We start from the raw sequence: 16,264 nt of genomic DNA, 5'->3' as shown, positions 1-16,264 counted from the left end.
GAACCGGATACCGGTAACTAATTCCCAGCAGACAACAGGGCTGCCATGTAGTCCTGCACCTGGGACAGGCTATTCGGCAGTACCTCGAGTCGCTCTTCGCGCTGCCACAGATCCTGCATATGGGCCGGCAAGGGAATTGTGGTTTGTGGCAGCGCCTGCGCCACAGCCTCGGGGAATTTTGCCGGGTGCGCGGTGGATAAGCAAACCATGGGCTGTTCGGCTGAGAGACGCACCCGCCGTGCAGCCTCGACACCGATCGCGGTGTGGGGGTCGAGCAGGTATCCACTGGCCGCAAACTGCTCGCGGATCACCGCTACCGTACGCGTATCGTCGACCCGATAGCTGGAAAACACCTGCCGTGCGCGTGCTAGGGCCTGCTCACTCAAATGCAAAGGGGCACTGCGATCCGTCAGTAGCTCCGTTACAGCAGCGCCATTGCGCCCGTACAGATCAAACAGCAATCGCTCGAAATTGCTCGACACCATGATATCCATACTAGGTGACAGGCTGTGCACCAGGGGTTTGAGGGTATGGTCGTTATCACTGAGACAGCGGTGCAAAATATCGTTGGTATTGGTGGCGATCACCAATTGATCAATAGGCAATCCCATCTGCCGAGCCAGGTAGCCCGCGAAAATATCACCAAAATTTCCGGTGGGCACGGAAAAGTTCACTGTCTTGTGCGGCGCGCCCAAACGCAGTGCCGCATAAAAATAGTAAACGATCTGCGCCATAATGCGCGCCCAGTTGATGGAGTTCACTGCCACCAGGCGGCGCCCGTCGGGCAGGAAAGACTGGCTGGCAAAGCTGGCCTTCACCATGTTCTGACAATCGTCGAAATTGCCCTCCAGGGCAATATTGAACACATTGTCCGCCAGTACCGTGGTCATCTGCCGGCGCTGCACTTCGGAAACCCGCTTGTGGGGATGCAGGATAAAAATATCGATATTCTCGCAGTGACGGCAGCCCTCAATTGCTGCCGAACCGGTATCTCCTGACGTAGCCCCCATCACTACCACACGCTCACCGCGCTTCTTCAGCAAGTGGTCGAACAGCTGACCAAGAAACTGCAGGGCAAAATCCTTGAAGGCCAAAGTCGGTCCGTGAAAAAGCTCCAGTATCCATTCGTTGGTATCTGTCTGCACCAGCGGCGCCACCGCTCGGTGACGAAACGGTCGGTAAGCGCGATCGATAATCTCCCGCAGCGCTCTATCACTGAGATCCTCACCCACAAACGGCTGGATAATCCGAAATGCCAACTGCTGATAATCCAGCATCCCCATAGCGGCAATATCCGCCCGGGAAAACTGTGGCAAAGTCTCCGGCATATAGAGACCACCGTCGGTGGCGAGGCCCGTGAGCACGGTATCAATAAAAGAAAGTGACGGCGCACGGCCGCGGGTACTGACATATTTCACAATCGTTTTTAGCCCCAGAATCTAGCGGGAGTTATAAACACAGGCCACCCTCAAGGGTTGGCATGACCAGGACATACTGGGCGGGTTCAGCCGAGACTTTCCACACGGATTCGCACCACCTCTCCCTCGACGGTATGCAGGGCCTGAATCTGTGCGACCGCCCCACACAGGCTGGCCTCTCGCGCGCGACTGGTGAGAATAACCACCGGCACAAGCCTTTCACCCTCCTGCGGTTCATGTTGGATCAACGCTTCGATACTGATGCCCCAGTCACTGAAGATAGTGGCAAGTTCCGACATGACACCGGGCTTGTCACACGCGGAGATCCGCAGGTAGTAGCTGGTGACTACCTCTTCCTGTAGCAGCACCTGGGTTTCACCCAGCTCATGGAGCGCGACACCGGCCGGCGGCACCCTCTGGTCCGGTCTGGCTTCAAGCGTCCGCGCCACATCCACAATATCGGCAACCACGGCAGAGGCCGTGGCTTCGCCACCGGCGCCGGCACCGTAATAGAGGGTGGGACCGACGGCATCGCCACTCACCAGGACGGCATTCATGACACCGTTGACGTTGGCGATGAGCCGGCGTTGCGGTATCAGGGTCGGGTGCACACGCAACTCCACCCCCTGGCCCCTGCGCTGGGCAATTCCCAGGTGCTTGATGCGATAGCCTAATTCATCCGCGTAGCGGATATCCTCCCTGGAAATCCGGCTAATGCCCTCGGTATAGACCTTGTCAAAAGTCAGCGGTATGGCAAATGCCAGGGAGGCCATAATGACCAGTTTATGCGCAGCGTCTATCCCCTCAACATCAAAGGTAGGGTCTGCCTCTGCGTAGCCCAAAGCCTGCGCCTGGCCCAGGGCCTCGGCAAAACTGCACCCACTTTCGCGCATCTCCGTGAGGATATAGTTGCCGGTACCATTGATAATACCGGCGATCCACTGAATCCGGTTACCCGCAAGACCCTCGCGCAGAGACTTGATAATGGGCACCCCTCCCGCCACGGCAGCCTCATAGGCCACCGTGACCCCTTTTTGGGCAGCGAACTCAAACAGCATATTGCCGTGTTCTGCAATCAGCGCCTTGTTGGCGGTGACGACATGCTTGCCATTGTCAATGGCTGTCAATACCAGATCCCGCGCCACGCCTGTCCCGCCGACCAGCTCTACCAGAATATCCACGTCGGGGTTGTTGGCGACAGCAAAGATATCCGGGGTGACTTTCAGCCGGCTGGTATCACAGTCGGGATTATCACGACGGGCACCGACCTCCTCTATAATCACTGGCCGTCCACAGCGCGCGGCGATTTCTTTCCCATTGCGCGCCAGGACATTGATGGTGGCGCCACCCACAGTACCCAGGCCGCACACGCCGATACGCACCGCGCGCGCGGGGCTCCCCGCAACCTCTTGGCCCTTCATCTGAGCAGCTCTTTCAACTGTTGCGCTCACAACTTTCCTCCCATCCTCACGACCCGACACACGGTAATTGCAGTGCAAAAGCCCGTGCAATAAATGCCACTAAAATCTACAAAGGATCGGCAACCTTACCGAGCGAAAAGAGAAAAAGTCAATAAAATTGCGTGCCCACACCAGCAGCCAGGGGACAGGCCAGGCGAGAGTTTTATCATTTTAAAACCCCTCCTGAAACAGGTACCATCCTCTGCAGATGCATTAAAGGCATCTCCTGGCACCAGATACCAACAGCCGGCGAAATTGCATCCACTGTGCCTGCCTCCAAAAAAGGGGGCATCTTGAATGAAACACTGATAGCGGTCGAGTAATGAAGAAAACCCTTATCCTGTATACCGGCGGAACCCTGGGAATGCGTCGCAGCGCATCCGGTTATGTGCCGGATGCGCATCTGGAGAGCGCGTTGCAACGCCTTCTTGAGGATACTGTTGATCAGCTCCCACAGGTCGATTTTCAGACCCTCGAACCGCTGTTGGACAGCGCCGATATGCAACCGCAGGACTGGTACCGCATCGCTGCCGAAATACGCGACAATTATAACCATTACACGGGTTTTGTCGTGCTGCACGGCACCGATACCATGGCCTACACCGCTTCCGCATTGTCTTTTGCCCTGCAGGGGCTGGACAAGCCGGTTCTGGTAACCGGCTCGCAAATTCCCCTGAGGGAAATGCGCAGCGACGCCTACAACAATCTGATCGCGGCCCTGTTGCTGAGCAAATCAGAGGATATCAAGGAAGTCTGTCTCTACTTCAGCGGCAAATTACTACGTGGTAACCGTGCAGTAAAAGTGAGTTCCGGTTCACTGGATGCTTTCGCCAGCCCCAACTACCCGAGCCTGGGAGAGGTGGGTATTCAGGTTAGTGTTGACCCCAATGTGCTATTGGACCCCGTCAACAGCCCGCAATTTCAAACACCCGAGTCTGCCGATGGCAAGGTGGTACTTGTGAAATTGTTTCCGGGTATCTCTCCACTTTTCCTCAGTAAGCTTGTCGAGTATCGCCCCCGCGGGCTGGTGATCGAAACCTACGGAACTGGCAACGCCCCCACAAATAACACCGCCTTTACAGCGCAACTGAAAACGGCGGCAGAAGCGGGCATTATTTGTGTGGCTGTTTCCCAGTGCCTGGAAAATCAGGTGGATTTGGGCAAGTATGCAACGGGCTCTGCTCTGCTGCGCAGCGGTGTTGTGAGTGGCCTGGATATGACCAGCATCGCCTGTTTTGCGAAACTCAACCATCTGTTGGCCATGCGCTACCCCGCAGACGAAATCAAAGTATTGATGGGGACCTCACTGTGCGGGGAGTGCACTCCCCTCTACCGCTAAGCCAACAGCGGACTTCTGGTAGGCGACCATTGCAACCCACACCACACAATCCCCCAACCTGCCCGGTGATCAGATTTTTAAATACCTCAATACATCTACGTACATGTCTGTGCGCAGCCACTGAGAACACAGGAAACAGCATGAAAAACAATTTTCACACCCTGAAATCCACACCCATATTCAGCACTGATAGCGAGACACGCCGGGAGCGGGATTTACTAGGGGAACGCGATGTACCCGCCGATGTGTACTTCGGCATTCAGACCCTGCGCGCATTGGAAAATTTCCAGATCACCGGGATCGCCCTCAATCACTTCCCCTGCCTGGTCAAAGCCCTGGCGATGGTCAAAAAAGCGGCTGCTCTGGCCAATGGCGCATTGGGCTACCTGGAACCCGTTATACAAGATGCCATTGCCGAAGCCTGCGATGAAATAATTGATGGCAAGCTACATGATCAGTTTCTGGTGGATATGATTCAGGGGGGCGCGGGCACCTCCACCAATATGAATGCCAATGAAGTTGTCGCCAATCGTGCTCTGGAGTTGCTCGGTCACACAAAGGGCACCTACACAGTGGTCCACCCCAACAACCATGTCAACCTGTCGCAGTCTACCAACGATGTTTATCCCACCGCTATCAACTTAGCCATACTGCTCAGCTACAATGATCTGGTACGGTCCATGGAAGCTCTCTGTATTGAATTCGATAAGAAGGCTGAGACTTTTGCGCGAATCTTAAAAATGGGGCGTACGCAACTGCAGGATGCCGTTCCTATGACACTGGGACAGGAGTTCGCCGCCTTTGCCGCAACCATTCGCGAAGATGTTGCCAGAGTCAAAGAACTGGTAACCCTCTTTAGGGAAATCAATATGGGTGGCACCGCTATAGGCACGGGCATCAATACCGATCCGGGGTACCGCCAACTCGTCGTCAAGGCACTATCAGAAATATCCTCGATTGACTTTGTCTGTGCAGAAAACTTGGTTGAAGCCACTTCCGACACCGGTGCCTTTGTGATGTTCTCTGGCGTGATGAAACGTATCGCGGTAAAAATTTCAAAAATCTGTAACGACTTGCGCCTGCTTTCCAGCGGCCCCCGCGCCGGCCTGAACGAAATAAACCTGCCACCCATGCAGCCCGGCTCGTCGATAATGCCCGGCAAAGTGAATCCGGTCATTCCCGAAGTGGTCAATCAAGTGGCCTATCAGGTCATCGGCAACGATCTGACTATTACCATGGCAGCGGAGTCCGGCCAGTTACAACTGAATGTGATGGAACCGGTGATCGCCTTCAACCTGCTTCAGTCGATACGCCTGATGACCCAGGCCATGCATACCCTCACCCAGCGCTGCGTCAACAACATCAGCGCAAATGAGCAGCACTGCCGGCAAATGGTGGAAAATAGCATCGGTCTGATCACAGCGGTCAACCCATTTATCGGCTACGAGAATGCCACCCGCATCGCCAAGCAGGCACTGGTTACCGGTGCGAGCGTCAAGCAATTGATTCTTGAAGAAGGTTTGCTCAGTGAAGAGGAACTCATTGATATCCTCGCACCGGAGAAAATGACCCAGCCGAGAAAGGTATTCTACACGAACCCGACCTAAACGAGACTGCCGACAGCCCAGGGCTGTCGGCGCTTTGGACAATAGATTAAATTCCCAGCTCTTTCACCAAAGTCGCCGGGGGCAGGTAACCGGGCGCCACTCTGCCATCCTCCAATACGATTGTGGGTGTACCGCGCACGCCAAAGGTCTCGTTACCCAGTTTGAAGTGCGCCGCAACCGGATTGTCTTTGCACACATTCAGGGGTACATTTTCGCGATTTTTCAGCGCTGTCAGGGTTTTGTTACTATCCTCCGAGCACCAGGCTGTGGCCAGTTTGCGGTAGCCCAAAGATTGCAGGCCCGTCCGGGGAAAAGCCAGGTATCGCACCTCGATGCCGCGCCTGTTCAATTCGGGCATATCTTGGTGCAGTTTTCGGCAGTAACCACAATCCACATCGGTAAAGACATAGATACGCGCCTTTGTCTTCCCTTTCGGCGAAAAAACGATCATATCCTCAACGCTTTGGGCACCCAGGGCCTCTGACCGGTGAATGGCCCTGCGCGCTTCAGAGAGGTTGGCGAACCTTCCGCCACTATCCACTTCAAATAAATCCCCAAAAATAAAATGGCTGCCATCTGCAGTGACAAACAGGCTGTTGTTGTTGCCATCCACAACTTCGTAAAGGCCTTTTATCGGACTCTCGCGCACGTCGCCATAAGAGGACATGGGATTGCCGGCCTGGAGGCGAGCCTTGATGGTTTTTGCAACCTCCGGATCGACTTCTGCCAGGGCCACAGATGCCAGCAGGCTGAGCAGCGCACCAACGAGGGCCAGTGGCTTCTTGATAAGCGTCATTACCGATAGCTCCTTACATTCCTAATGGGCTTCGACTCACAAGTCGGCATACAGTTCCAGCCAGTCCAGTATGGCATCTCTCCAGCGCATCCGGTCTGGATGACGCTTTTTTAACATATTCGAGCGCGGGGAGCCACGCTCTGGTACACGCGTTACGGGGTTGGCAGAGCGATTTGCCACGGAAGCTCCTGGGACCCTCAAGGCCCAAGGCACCAGTAGCCGCACGCTTCCCCAGGATGTCTTCTCAGACAGGTTAACAGAACCCCATGGGCTGCCTGTAGACAGAGGATCCCACAACGGTCAGTCGCTGGCACCCCTCTGCCTGCGCTGACGGGGCTATTCCATCAAGAGTCAAGGCCCGGAGCCACTATCAGCGCCCTTCTCAGAGGCCTTTCCTCGCACCCCAAACAAGCCTTTTCGCTCCTCTGCCACCCCAGGCAAAGGTTGCAAAAAATGGCGCAGCTTATCCTTTTCCCACATGGCATCCTGATAGCCAAGTTCAATTAGCTCTTCAATATAGGGTTGTTCAAAAAGCAGATAACTGGCCGCGGAAACCCCACCACCAGCATTCGTTGCACCGGTGGAACGGAATAACCAGCGCAGCGCGGAAGGCAGGTATCGAAGCTTTCGGCCACTCAGTCGACCGAGGCTCTGCGAAGGTTCAATCACCACTGACTCAACCGGGCGCAGGGGGGCCAACTGGACATAGTGCTCCTTATCAACAGAGCCCAGCAATGTGTTAACCCGGTCTAGGTGTTCCAAGTCCCCTTCCAGACTGTCAATGAATGCAGCATTGAACAATTGAGCAACTATTTGCGCCATGGATGGCGAATGCTGCTGGACACTGCTGCGCCGACTGCCCCAGTGTACCGGTGAGCGGTTATCGGATACACCAACGATGAATACGCGCCCAGCGCCCAGGTGCAACGCGGAGCTGATCGGTGCCATCTGACGGATGGCGCCATCGCAAAAATACACATCATCAATTTTTACTGCGGGAAAGATTGCGGGAATGGCAGCCGATGCCATCAGGTGATCCGTAGTCAACCGGGTTGGAACTCCAAAACGCCGAAACCGCTGCCAACCCTTTACCCCTTCTGCAGCTTGAAAAAAGCTGACAGATTCACCCTCACTGTAGGAGAGGGCATTCACACAAGCCGCATGTAAGTGACCCGCATCAATATTTTTTTGGATATTCCCAAGGGCAATCTCCTCCTCAAGCAATTTGCGTAATGGCGAGTTGTCGAGGAGCGCCAGGGGCTTCTCCCGCCCTACACCCTGGTTAAACAGCGAGCGGCTGATGGAAATCAAATTACCCAGCAGACTATGCCAACTGGTTCGATAAATTCGCTCCACACATAAATCCATCCAGAGCGCACACATAGTGTCAACCGCCTCTTTAAACGTGCCTGGATGGGAAGCGAGCATCATCGCATTCATGGCACCGGCGGAGGTTCCACAGATAATTGTAAATGGCCTCGGGTTATCTTTGGGCACGAGTTCTGCCAGGGCTTTGAGCACCCCGGCCTGGTAGGCCGCGCGGGCGCCCCCACCGGAAAGTACCAGTGCGCTGTTCTGACCGGGAGGTATTGATTCGCTGTTACCTTTAGACAATGTGCTCTTCCGAGAAAAACAGGCTGCAACCAGCAACACCTGCTACAAGACTATTGAAAAAAAAGCGCACAGACAAACACTGCCTTTAGCTTTGGTTGTTGTACCTCTAGCACCGAAGACTTCCAGGGCAACACGGTGCAACCTATTGAAATACCAACAACTTTGAGTTGTCTCAACGGCACAGATAAAACAATTTCCGCTAGATTCATTGTGCCATTTGGAAATAATCAACAGGAGGCTCAGTATGCCGTACTGTATATTCCAAAACATTCCTTCGCGGTCTTAGAGGGACATATCCACAACATAGCGACCAATGCCATGCCCCCTGTGAAGACGGGCCAGATATTCCGGCACCTGCCCAAGAGAGATATCTTCGGCAATACGATTCAATTGGTCACCGATAGACCATTGATCCGCAAACAGGTGCCAGACACCGGCCTTCTTCTCTATAGGCAACGCCACACTGTCCACACCGAGAAGGCTGATACCACGTCGGATAAATGGCAAAACACTGGCATGAAACTGGGCCCCGGAGGCCATGCCGCAGGCGGCGACGCCGCCGCCATAAGCCAGCGACTTGATAACATTAAAGAGGGTCTCCCCGCCCACCGTATCCACCGCCCAAGCCCAAGGAGGCTTTGTCATGGCTTTGCTGGCAAACGGGGCCAGAGTCTCTCGATCGATGACTTTCCAGGCACCCAACGCGGCAAGAAAATCTGCCGACTCCAGCTTACCGGTCACGGCAGCAACCCGAAAACCGAGTTTGGCCAGGAGTGCAACAGCAATAGACCCCACGCCGCCGGTAGCCCCGGTCACCAACACCTCACCATCCTGCGGAGTGGCACCGGAATCGAGAAGCTTCTCCACACACAGTGCGGCGGTTAAACCCGCTGTACCTAATGCCATAGACTCCCTGGCATTGAGTCCCTGTGGCAAAACCAAGGCCCAGCCCGGGGGAATCGCGATCCGCTCAGCCAGACCTCCGGGTGTATGCATCCCCAGATCGTAGCCGGTTACCAATAGTTCATCTCCCCGGGAAAAGGTGCCACTGTGGTCTACAACCACTTTACCGATAGCATCCATGCCGGGCGTGTGAGGGTATTCACACCCTATACCGGGGTTGCCGAATGCACACAGCGCATCCTTGTAGTTCAGCGAAGAGTGGGAAACCGCCATAACCAGAGGGTTGTCCGGCAGATCAGAGAGGCGCCTCTGGACAAGCAGCTGGTCAAATTTACCAGCGGCAACTTCCACGATCTGAATGGCCCTGAACACTACATCCCCATTATTTTCCATCTGTAGGTCTCCATACCTTCTCTATTTTCTAGCCAAAAGGCTACCCTCCCGGGAAAGGCTGCGCATAGATCTCTGAAGGCTGAAAAAAGGTATCTGTGCCTAGTCCGCCTGTGAGACGGGCACCCCTTTCTGTCACTCCATTGACAGCCAGCAATCATAAAATCCTCCAGGACCCACTAAATGACCGACTGAGAAATACTGCCGCAAACGCGCAGCGTTTCTTGTGGTTCAAGGCTCGCATCCGGCAACTGCCTGACTTAGGGATCCAACAATGCAAAGGTCACCTCCCTGGCGCGACATACATTCTATTGTGCTTGATGACGCCAAGCGGCCAGTTTTGACAAAAGGCGGGTCAGTGCAGCCTCCATTCCCGCCTCCGCTGCCAACCCCATTTTCTTGGCAATGTTTTTCTTCTCCTTGTATTCCACTTGATAGAGGTCGGCACTCTCTGCACAGTGGGTCAGGTACTCATCAGAGGTTTTCAACGCATCCACAAGCCCGAGAGAGAGAGCCCTCTGACCAAACCAGACTTCACCGGTAGCCACCTTGGCAATATCCAGATTCGGGCGATACTCACTCACAAAATGCTGAAACAGCACGTGAATATCCTCAAGATCACTTTGAAACTTCTCCCGACCCTCCGAGGTATTCTCCCCAAACATGGTTACCGTGCGCTTGTACTCACCTGCAGTAAACAGCTCAAAATCCACATCGTGACGCTTGAGCAGCCGGTTAAAGTTGGGGAGCTGAGCCAACACGCCAATGGAGCCCAGCATTGCAAATGGTGCTGCGAGGATACGATCGGCCACACAAGCCATCATATATCCACCGCTGGCGGCCACCTTGTCCACTGCAATAGTGAGCTGTATTCCAGCGCTGCGCACCCGCGCCAGCTGACTTGCCGCAAGGCCGTAATTGGCCACCATTCCGCCGGGGCTCTCCAGGCAGAGCAAGACTTCATCACCGGATTCCGCCACCTGCAAAATTGCAGTGACTTCTTCGCGTAACCGGGAAAGCGCACTCGCTTTGATATCTCCACTAAAATGCGTGACAAATATACGCCTGCGCTCACTGGCCAATCCAAGAGAGGCCTTCTGCCCGTTCTCTGAATCCATTTCCGCTTTCTCGGGAACCACTTTGTCAGAGTCAACCTTTTTCTCAGCTTTCTTTTTGGATTCGGCCTTGTGCTTTTTGACCAGAGCTTTTTCCTGCGCTTTTTTCTCTTTGGCAATTTGTTTTTTGCGCCGGGCAAACTCGTGTTTTTCCATGACCGCTTCGAGCAGCGTTTCCTTAAACTGTTCATAGCGGTCATTCAAATGAGTAACACTGATATGTCCTTGAAGACGCTCCCTAAGTTGCTCCCGGTTGGCAAGGACAAAGCCAATTAACACCATCAGAGCCACAATAACAGTGACGATTTTTGCCAGAAACAGGCCGTATTCAATTAGAAATTCCACTTAAGCTCCAGGTTGCCATCTTGCGATTGAGGGATGTATGTATTGACTGGTAATCAACATTACCAAGCCAGTAGGGCATTATTCTACTGCCAATGATCCAGCGCAGAAACTGCCCGCTGGTTCAGCGGCCGCGCAAGCAGTCCGCTGTGACTGATGCGAACATCAAACACCGCACCATCCTCCATGGGCAAAAACGTGGCACTTCCGTATACGGCATCGACAAATGGAAGGCGGTTGCCCAGATTGCGTACAAAGTGCCACACATCGATTCCATAGTTACTGCCGCTGATCTGGTGTACCGAGCGCACCTGGGTCCGCTCATCCCGCAGGGTCAGATAGCGGCCACTGAGGCGGTCCAATCGGTAGGCCGGCTGTACACCCCAGCGGGCCAGGGGGCCTTGCCATTTCAGCACACGCGCATCCAGTTGCCACTGATCACCGTGGAGCTCAAACGTTTGCGCAATACCATCTGCATCGGAAAATTTGACTTCAAACTGCCGCTTCGCAACTTTTCGAAACGATACCGTACCGACGCTGTGCTCCCGCGCAAGGTTGCGGTAACTGAATACATCGGCTGCCACCAACACGGTACCTAGGGCCAACCCCAAAAAGGACAACCCAACCAGGCCCCGGATAAATCCCGCCAGCCAACGGCCACTCAGCAATACCTGCCCACCCCAAAAAACCAGCAGCAATGCCAGCAGGATGGTAAAGAGGGCCAGTGCGATATACATAATTTGTTAACTCCTTGACCCCCATCCAGCACAGCTTCGGAGAGTCCAGGGTCGCTCCCCGACCGCTACCTGCGCTGCAAAGGTGCGGATCAGCTGCCCTGACAGGGTTTGTTGCGGTGGTATGTCCGGTAGTGATCGATAGTCAAACCACTGTGCCGTCTCTATCTCACTGGGGTTGGGGCAGGATTCTCCCCCCGCCCACTCGGCCAGATAACCCAGCATCAACTGCCCCGGAAATGGCCAGGGCTGGCTGCCAACATAGTGCATATTGCCCACCTCAAGCCCCACTTCCTCGCGAACTTCACGCACCAGCGCCTGCTCAGCACTTTCCCCGGGTTCGATAAAGCCCGCCAGAGCCGTGAAAGTCCTGTTGCGCCGATTCGCATGGCGAGCGAGCAGGCACTGGTCACCGCGGATAACAAGCGCAATAACACAGGGACTAATCCGCGCGTACACCGACAGCTGGCAGTTTGGGCAAGTGCGCGCGCGATCGAATGGATGATACTGGGTAGCCCTGCCACAGCGGCCACAAAAAAGATGGTCACGATCCCAGTGGGCAACCTGCAGGGCGCGTCCCGCCAGCGCAAAAAGCGGTTCTTCTGCAGATGTGAGCAGGCTGCGCAAGTTGCGCCAGTCATACCCGTTAATCTCCAGTTGACTGGAGAAAACATGCACCCCGCAGCTTTGTCCTCCCAGCTCACCCAGGTAATGGCGGGAAATGACCTCCCCGGCCAGGAACAGGTCGGCTGCGTGAATAAAGCGGTTGCCACGACACAGTATCATTCCCTCCGCCACGACAATGCACCGGGAAAATTCCGGTACCGCCCACACATTCGCCGCAGGGGCAAAGGATTCAACCAAAAAAGCCTCCTGTTTATGCCGCCTCAACGGGATAGCCAAGTACTGCCAGGCTCTCGACTGCCAGATTCAGTGACTGGGCATCGGCTTGACGGTGCAGCTTCACTTCGTTGAGATAATACTCGAGACTGATAATGGCATCTGCAAAGGTATCCAGCAGCTGCTCGACATTCGGTGGGGCACCCTGTCGGTCGACCACGGTTTCTACAAAGTTGAGCAGCCCCCCAACAACCGCAGCTGCACGCCGCAGGTTGAGCACAATCAGTCCGCCGCGAACAGAGTTGAGTGTGGTAGACACATTGCGAATATGTCCGTGATCGAAGCCCGAACCTGCGTAGGCAGCGAGCGCCCGCTTGATCAGCGCAAGTCCCGCCTCAGCCTCCTTCAGGACGGCAACTTCCGCCTCGGCCAGTTGACTGTGTTCAAAGGCAATATCCGCCTGGCCGTATTCATCCAGATCGATAGAGCCGCTCTGCTTCAGGGCACGCACCGTGTTATCGACCATCAGTACCTGGCCTGTCAGCTTTTGCAGCGCAGAATCCACAGTTGAGCCACCGGCACCAGCGGCACCAGCGGCACCAGCGGCACCAGCGGCACTCTGGTATTCTGCTAGGGCGCTGCTCAAACTTGCACCCACGCGCTTGAAGTTGAGCATCTGCAGTGTGCTCGCGACCCTTTGCAAGGTGACGGCCAGGCCATCAGTCTCGTCGGCTGCGGAATCTCCGATCAATTCGATATCATCCAGCATCCTGCGCACACCGGAAAGCTCTTCATCCAGCGCGCTGGCCACCGCTGAAATCGCGGTGGCGGCCGGGCCACCCAGGCTTGCACGCTCCCGCTCGAGCTCCTCTTCTGTATAGGCTAGCGGCTGTGCTGCAAAGGTTTCAAGGAGCTTTGCACCGGTACCCTCAGGCTTCGAGAGCGCGAGCCAGTAAATGCATTCTTTCAGCAGAATTGGGGGCGCGGGCTGGTCCAGGGCGGTATCGGACCCCTTTTGCAAGGCACGCAACCAGCGGTCGAACAAACTGAACACCATCACCCGGGAACGGCTGATACGCATTTCGCTGGCCGCCATACCGGTGAGAGCAGTCCCCGCCACCAGCCACAAGCGCCCATTGGGACGCCCCATGGTGATACTCGCAATGCGTTCCAAAGCGCGGGCCATCATGGTATAAGCCGGGCCGCGGGGCTTGCCGCGCAACAGCGCCAGTAAACCAACCTGGTACATATGGCGAAACCGGCGTACAAAGCTGCCTAAATCCTCAGACATTACCGCCGAAGTATCCATGCCCGGTACCGGGGCATTCACCTTGCAGCGAAAGAAATGGCTTTCGGGCACTGGCGGCTGCGAGCGCGCCGCACGCAATTGATTAATATAAGGAATCAGCAGCTCCTGTCGAGCTATTGCACGATTCTGTACAAAGTCGAGATACCGATTCAGAACATAGAATCCGGTACCCAGGGCTTCCAACAACTCCTCACTTGCCTGCTGACGCTCTTCGAGAACCTCCGTCAGAGCGGTAATTTGTTCCTGGGCCAATAGCTCCCCGGCGCGCAGCTGCACCATCTGCAGTACGCCGCTCACCTGTTTCAGGTTGCCAAGACACTGCTCCAGTGGCAACTTGCGGGTAGTATCTGCGACAAATTTGTCCAGGTGAGAAGCGGCGCTATCAAGCGCAACAACCAGCTCCTCTTTGACCACATTGACAGAAGTGATATTGATCGTATGCAATTCAGTCATTGCCGCACCGCTGAATTTTTCCTGTAATCGAATAAAAATCAACCAAGACATACAGGATTTGACTTGGTAAAAAGCAATTTATACCAATAGCAGAAAGAGTCCACCTTTCCACAGACAATTTCCATCGAATGCTCGACAAATCCTCCAACACGGCTGCGCCCTGCCTAAATAACTTGAATTTTCCCGCAAACCCGTTAGCGTTTGCTACTTTCCAGTTTACCGCGGTGTGCCTTTGCGCTTATGTGCAAAAAGTAACCAATTCGTACGGTTTGAATGCAGAGTGTGTGAACACCGTAGCTGAGGCCTCATCCTTGCTGCGCAGGGCATAAAATACCCGGCACTCCAACTTTTCTTATACCCATGGGGTTACCAGGGAAACCATTGATGAATACATACAACAACACATTCACCGCCTCAGGCAACGGGTTTAGCCGGGCTTTTGCCAGTAACTTTCTCGGTGAAGCACCGGACTGGTACAAGCTGACCATAGCCGTCTTTCTTCTTTTGAATCCCCTAGTGCTTTACGTCAGCGGTCCCTTTGTCACCGGTTGGGTATTGATTGGTGAATTCATTTTTACCCTGGCCATGGCCCTGAAATGCTATCCCCTGCAACCGGGTGGCCTACTCGCCATTGAGGCAGTCCTGATGGGGATGACCACCACCGATGCGATTTATCACGAGGTGATAGAAAACATCGAGGTAATACTGTTACTGATGTTCATGGTAGCCGGCATTTACTTTATGAAAAGCCTGCTGCTGTTTGTTTTCACCAAAATCTTAATCCATGTAAAATCAAAATCGATCCTGTCTCTGCTGTTTTGCGCAGTATCCGCTGTGCTTTCAGCGTTCCTTGACGCCCTGACAGTCACTGCGGTTTTAATCGCGGTAGCAGTGGGGTTTTATGCAGTCTATCACAGGGTCGCATCTCAACAGCCCCACCATCACCACGGCCATGACCACTCCAATGACGAGCATGTAGTGGAGTATCATCGGGAAGATCTCGACCAGTTCCGCGCATATCTGCGCAGCCTGATCATGCACGGTGCCGTAGGAACAGCCCTGGGGGGAGTGTGTACTTTAGTGGGCGAACCCCAGAACCTGCTGATCGCGGAGAAAGCGGGCTGGGAGTTTGTGCAGTTCTTCCTGATAATGGCCCCGGTCACAATTCCCACTTTTTTGGCCGGACTAATGACCTGCGTGCTTCTGGAAAAAACCAAGCGGTTTGGGTACGGTGCCCAGCTGCCCCAGGCAGTGCGGGAGGTGATCATGCAGTTCTCCCACGAAGAGGAAAAAAAACGCACCCCCTTCCAGGTGGCTGAACTCTGGATACAGGGTATCGTGGCCGTATTGCTGGTACTCGCACTGGCATTTCACGTGGCCGAGGTTGGTATTATCGGTCTGATGATTATCGTTCTCCTAACCGCGTTTAACGGCATTGTGCAAGAGGCGCGTATCGGCCACGCGTTCGAGGAAGCACTGCCTTTTACTGCCCTACTGGTGGTCTTTTTTGCCATCGTGGCAGTCATTCACCAGCAGCACCTGTTCGAGCCGGTAACGCATTTTGTCCTGTCACAAAAACCCGAACAGCAGCCTGCATTACTGTTTCTTGCCAACGGCCTGCTATCTATGATCAGTGACAATGTTTTCGTGGCAACGGTATACATCAACGAAGTGAAAGCGGCCCTTACAGCGGGTGATATTACCCGGGAGCACTTTGACAAACTGACTATCGCTATCAACACAGGCACCAACTTGCCCAGTGTTGCAACGCCCAATGGCCAGGCGGCTTTCTTGTTCCTGCTGACATCCGCGCTAGCGCCACTGATCCGGCTCTCCTATGGCCGCATGGTACTGATGGCGCTGCCCTATACCATTGTTCTCAGCACTGTGGCACTGCTTTCTGTGATATACGCTATCTAGGACAAGGCTTACAAGGAATTGGAT

13 protein-coding genes are annotated in these 16,264 nt (G+C 54.6%); 3 read left to right on the top strand and 10 right to left on the bottom strand.

The features are described 5' to 3' along the window. Positions 1-17 precede the first annotated feature (17 nt). A complete protein-coding gene (gene thrC / locus M8T91_RS05440; RefSeq protein WP_301417580.1) occupies positions 18-1,418 on the bottom strand; it encodes a threonine synthase in 1,401 nt (466 codons plus the stop codon). Between the two features lie 86 nt (positions 1,419-1,504). After that, positions 1,505-2,839 carry a homoserine dehydrogenase gene (locus M8T91_RS05435; protein WP_301417578.1) on the bottom strand — a complete coding sequence of 445 codons (1,335 nt, stop codon included), beginning with the start codon at positions 2,837-2,839 and terminating at the stop codon, positions 1,505-1,507. A 361-nt stretch (positions 2,840-3,200) separates the two neighbouring features. Here M8T91_RS05435 and M8T91_RS05430 point away from each other — a divergent pair, with 361 nt between their 5' ends. Both M8T91_RS05430 and aspA read left to right on the top strand, forming a co-directional pair. Continuing rightward, positions 3,201-4,217, top strand: coding sequence for a type I asparaginase (locus tag M8T91_RS05430; protein ID WP_301417576.1), 1,017 nt, complete (start codon positions 3,201-3,203; stop codon positions 4,215-4,217). A gap of 140 nt (positions 4,218-4,357) precedes the next feature. Beyond that, positions 4,358-5,824: an aspartate ammonia-lyase gene (gene aspA, locus M8T91_RS05425; protein WP_301417574.1), complete on the top strand. Its 1,467-nt coding sequence runs from the start codon at positions 4,358-4,360 to the stop codon at positions 5,822-5,824. 46 nt (positions 5,825-5,870) lie between these two features. Here aspA and M8T91_RS05420 read toward each other — a convergent pair whose 3' ends face one another. The 8 genes from M8T91_RS05420 to M8T91_RS05385 all read right to left on the bottom strand — a co-directional run bounded on the left by M8T91_RS05420 (position 5,871) and on the right by M8T91_RS05385 (position 14,320). Continuing rightward, positions 5,871-6,620, bottom strand: coding sequence for a DsbC family protein (locus tag M8T91_RS05420; protein ID WP_301417572.1), 750 nt, complete (start codon positions 6,618-6,620; stop codon positions 5,871-5,873). A gap of 36 nt (positions 6,621-6,656) precedes the next feature. After that, positions 6,657-6,800 carry a hypothetical protein gene (locus M8T91_RS05415; protein WP_301417570.1) on the bottom strand — a complete coding sequence of 48 codons (144 nt, stop codon included), beginning with the start codon at positions 6,798-6,800 and terminating at the stop codon, positions 6,657-6,659. A 171-nt stretch (positions 6,801-6,971) separates the two neighbouring features. Beyond that, complete coding sequence (locus M8T91_RS05410) at positions 6,972-8,234, bottom strand: patatin-like phospholipase family protein (RefSeq protein ID WP_301417568.1); 1,263 nt, start codon at positions 8,232-8,234, stop codon at positions 6,972-6,974. Positions 8,235-8,516: 282 nt separating this feature from the next. Beyond that, positions 8,517-9,530, bottom strand: coding sequence for a YhdH/YhfP family quinone oxidoreductase (locus M8T91_RS05405; protein WP_301417566.1), 1,014 nt, complete (start codon positions 9,528-9,530; stop codon positions 8,517-8,519). 305 nt (positions 9,531-9,835) lie between these two features. After that, positions 9,836-10,987: a protease SohB gene (sohB, locus tag M8T91_RS05400; protein ID WP_301417564.1), complete on the bottom strand. Its 1,152-nt coding sequence runs from the start codon at positions 10,985-10,987 to the stop codon at positions 9,836-9,838. Between the two features lie 83 nt (positions 10,988-11,070). Further along, positions 11,071-11,721, bottom strand: coding sequence for a cation/multidrug efflux pump (locus M8T91_RS05395; RefSeq protein ID WP_301417562.1), 651 nt, complete (start codon positions 11,719-11,721; stop codon positions 11,071-11,073). Positions 11,722-11,727: 6 nt separating this feature from the next. Next, positions 11,728-12,582, bottom strand: coding sequence for an NAD(+) diphosphatase (nudC, locus tag M8T91_RS05390; RefSeq protein WP_301417560.1), 855 nt, complete (start codon positions 12,580-12,582; stop codon positions 11,728-11,730). 13 nt (positions 12,583-12,595) lie between these two features. Continuing rightward, entirely contained in the window at positions 12,596-14,320 is a 1,725-nt protein-coding gene (locus M8T91_RS05385; protein WP_301417558.1) for a FimL-related protein, read from the bottom strand. Positions 14,321-14,704: 384 nt separating this feature from the next. Here M8T91_RS05385 and nhaB point away from each other — a divergent pair, with 384 nt between their 5' ends. Continuing rightward, positions 14,705-16,240: a sodium/proton antiporter NhaB gene (gene nhaB / locus M8T91_RS05380; RefSeq protein ID WP_301417556.1), complete on the top strand. Its 1,536-nt coding sequence runs from the start codon at positions 14,705-14,707 to the stop codon at positions 16,238-16,240. The last annotated feature ends 24 nt before the right edge of the window (positions 16,241-16,264 follow it).

Origin of the sequence: Microbulbifer sp. MI-G, from assembly GCF_030440425.1 — a bacterium.
Taxonomy (GTDB): Bacteria; Pseudomonadota; Gammaproteobacteria; order Pseudomonadales; family Cellvibrionaceae; genus Microbulbifer; species Microbulbifer spongiae.
The sequence above is the reverse complement of the archived record's forward strand: the minus strand, read 5'-3'. Positions and strand labels throughout refer to the sequence as shown.

Excerpts from the sequence above, each read along its gene's own strand:
- M8T91_RS05385 (WP_301417558.1), bottom strand. The coding sequence starts at position 14,320 with ATGACTGAATTGCATACGATCAATATCACTTCTGTCAATGTGGTCAAA.
- M8T91_RS05430 (WP_301417576.1), top strand. The coding sequence starts at position 3,201 with ATGAAGAAAACCCTTATCCTGTATACCGGCGGAACCCTGGGAATGCGT.
- aspA (WP_301417574.1), top strand. The coding sequence starts at position 4,358 with ATGAAAAACAATTTTCACACCCTGAAATCCACACCCATATTCAGCACT.
- M8T91_RS05395 (WP_301417562.1), bottom strand. The coding sequence starts at position 11,721 with ATGTATATCGCACTGGCCCTCTTTACCATCCTGCTGGCATTGCTGCTG.
- M8T91_RS05420 (WP_301417572.1), bottom strand. The coding sequence starts at position 6,620 with ATGACGCTTATCAAGAAGCCACTGGCCCTCGTTGGTGCGCTGCTCAGC.
- nhaB (WP_301417556.1), top strand. The coding sequence starts at position 14,705 with ATGAATACATACAACAACACATTCACCGCCTCAGGCAACGGGTTTAGC.
- M8T91_RS05405 (WP_301417566.1), bottom strand. The coding sequence starts at position 9,530 with ATGGAAAATAATGGGGATGTAGTGTTCAGGGCCATTCAGATCGTGGAA.
- M8T91_RS05435 (WP_301417578.1), bottom strand. The coding sequence starts at position 2,839 with ATGAAGGGCCAAGAGGTTGCGGGGAGCCCCGCGCGCGCGGTGCGTATC.